Origin of the sequence: Pseudodonghicola xiamenensis DSM 18339 (assembly GCF_000429365.1) — a bacterium.
Classification (GTDB): domain Bacteria; phylum Pseudomonadota; class Alphaproteobacteria; order Rhodobacterales; family Rhodobacteraceae; genus Pseudodonghicola; species Pseudodonghicola xiamenensis.
On sequence record NZ_AUBS01000078.1, the window covers coordinates 1 to 2,726 of the forward strand.

Here is a 2,726-nt window from a genome sequence, read left to right on the forward strand (position 1 = left end):
GTGGCATATCCCTTTCTCGGTTGAGAATTGACGGCGCTTAGACACCGCCATGATATGCCGCCCCTCGGGGCATCACCAACTTTCGCGCGTTTCTCGCCCGTCAGGATGAAGAGTTCATCTTTCCAAGATGGGTGAAGCCCTCAGGAGTGGTGGCGACACACGCAAGCAACACGCTCAACAAGTACATCCGAAGCCTTTACGGCGATCTTACCTGTCACTGTTTCCGGCACACTCTCAGGGACCGGCTCAGGAATGCTGGCTGTGCGCCTGAGCTTGTAGATCAGATAGGGGGGTGGACTTCCAATCTTGGGGTTGGTGCAGGTTATGGGCATGGCTACAATCTAGAACGCCAGAGGGAGGCGCTAGGGCGGGTAGTAATTGACTGGAAAGGTGCCTGAGCGGCTCTGTGAGGGTCTTGTGAGGGGCGCGGCTGTTCGCTTGACCCCTCCCTGTGGAATGCTGAATGCTGCTCAACGGCGCTATTTTAGGGCTGGGGAGGGGTTCACGAGAGGGAGTATATTTCAGCCCCCTCTCATTTTTTTGTTTGAAGTCTGGAGTCGGATATGACAGCCTAGGCTACAGTTGTTTTGGGGCGGTAATAGGTGTCAGCCCCTGCGAGTTGTGGGATTGCTCCGATTTGGGGGTAGGGGGAGTTTTCCTTCCCTATACAACTACAACAACTACTACAGAGATAAACTCAAGTTAATGTAATCCTTCTTAATATATATTCATTCTATTAGGTCTATATCCTCTAAAAGGTCTTCATCCTCGACACCCCAATCATACTTTGAAAACTTGAATCTTGGGCTGGTAGAGGTCTTGGGTGGTGTTGGATTCTCAAGAACTTCTTGAATGATGTTATTATCTTCATTGTAGTATGACACATCGAGGTGGATATATTCTCCAAAGCTCTCGATCATCTTCTCCCTGAGGGTGGTAACAGCAATGTCTTGGTCTTTCTTCTTGCAGATGATTGAATCATGAACCGGGTAGGCTGGGATGCCTTTCAGGGCCAAGCTCTCTAGTGTTGCAACTATCAACTCGGATTCAATGTACATCCAATTAATACCACGAGAGTGTACGCCTCTAAGGAAAGGCAGGGCATCGAATATGTCGTTCATGTAGTCTGAAAGCTTGTCTGTTCGCTTCAGGCTGTGCTTTTTTCTGATGCCCTTGGGAAATCTGGATAGCCCGCTCTTGCTGCAAATATGGGCCGAAACCAAGTCTTTTGCTAGTTTTCTCAACTCCTTGTTTGATTGGATGAAACGGATAGTGCTGTACGGGTCCGGTCCAAGATCATATCCATAATCTAGGGCAGCATTGATGATAGATGGATAACTAGCCTTTAAGTCTATCTCACAAACATCGAAACCGTTGATCGTGGATGCAAGCCTTTCCTCTTCAGGTGCAGTTTGCCAAGGCCCATAAATCCTGCCGCCATGATCCAAGCGGCCATTGTTGAAAATCCTCCTAGACCAAGCAAACTCACGTCCGTCCCAGAACTGTAAGGGGTTTTTGAGTAGGCAGTTGTTAATCGTTTTCATCTGGGCTTCCAGAGGTTCAATCTGCCCCAAGAACTTCTTGCGGGGAATCCTCTTTCCGCCAGTCTCAGTCTTGCCAGTGTCCCATGTGTCCTTGGCACTTCGGACTTCAACGCATTCACCGAGGCCATGATGTGTGAACTCAAGCCAGTCTGGGGCCAGCTCCGAGTCATAGCTATAAACCCGTGCCAACTTATCAAATCTTGAGGATTTCTGCACCATCCAGATCAGGCCCTTACTTTCGAGAGCGTCCTTCACCTTTCGCATGGTGTCGGCACCATAGGCCCCGCCTGAGTAGAACTCGCTCCTACCTACCCATGAGATCAGGCCATTCTTTGTTTGCGCCCACCTGCAACCAATGAGGAAATCAGAGATGATGTAGTGGTGCTTGTCTCGGCTTGTCTTGCGCATCTCTTTGAGCCTGAAGCCAAGTTCCTCAAGAAGGCCATCTACATATCCATTTGTGTATTCGTCCTTCGGCTTGAAGGCCTTCGGAACTACTATGTCAGCTTTGCATAGTTCGCCGTAGAACTTTGACTCTTTGATCTTGGGTGTTTTGGTTTCGTCTTTCAAATTCGGTTTCTCCAATAGGTATTGGCCCTTCAGAGAGGCTGGGCCTCAGGGCTATTCAATCAATGATGTAGGGAAGCATGGCCGCTCACGCGCCCAAGCATTTGACACAGAAAATCCCGCGATCCTTTCGGGGCGGGTTCCGGGTGGCTTATAGCCTATTGCGCTGGAGCTAAACTCAGGTCTCTCCTGATGCTATCGAGCGCGTTCTCGATAATTAGTATGGGGTGCAGAGAAAGTCAAATACATTCTAGTTATTGAATTAGTTGTGCTGGTTGAGGGCAGTTCTGTCAGTCCTTGAAGGCCACGCGCTGGACCGTGCCACAAGCTGGAACAAGACGCCGGTTCCCTGCCTGCCTTCGCCTCTCCCGGATACCTTTTGAGTAGAGCCTAGCGTTACTGGTGCTTGTTACCGGATTGGTGGTAACAATAGGATCATTTTTCTTGCTAATGATACTAGAATCACATTAGTCTAGATTCAAAAGTTACCACCTTGGAGGTTACTATGGCTGTTGTGGGTTATCGTCGCGTTAGCAGTGTGGGTCAGAACTTGGACCGTCAGGACCTCGGGCAGGTCGATAAGGTCTTTGAAGAGAAGCTGTCAGGCAAGAGCGC

The 2,726-nt window shown here is 49.5% G+C and carries 1 protein-coding gene; it reads right to left on the reverse strand.

Going from position 1 to position 2,726, the window contains the following annotated elements:
* Positions 1-728 precede the first annotated feature (728 nt).
* On the reverse strand, positions 729-2,114 hold the full coding sequence (locus G455_RS0122040; protein WP_154664466.1) for a hypothetical protein: 1,386 nt from the start codon (positions 2,112-2,114) through the stop codon (positions 729-731).
* Between the last annotated feature and the right edge of the window lie 612 nt (positions 2,115-2,726).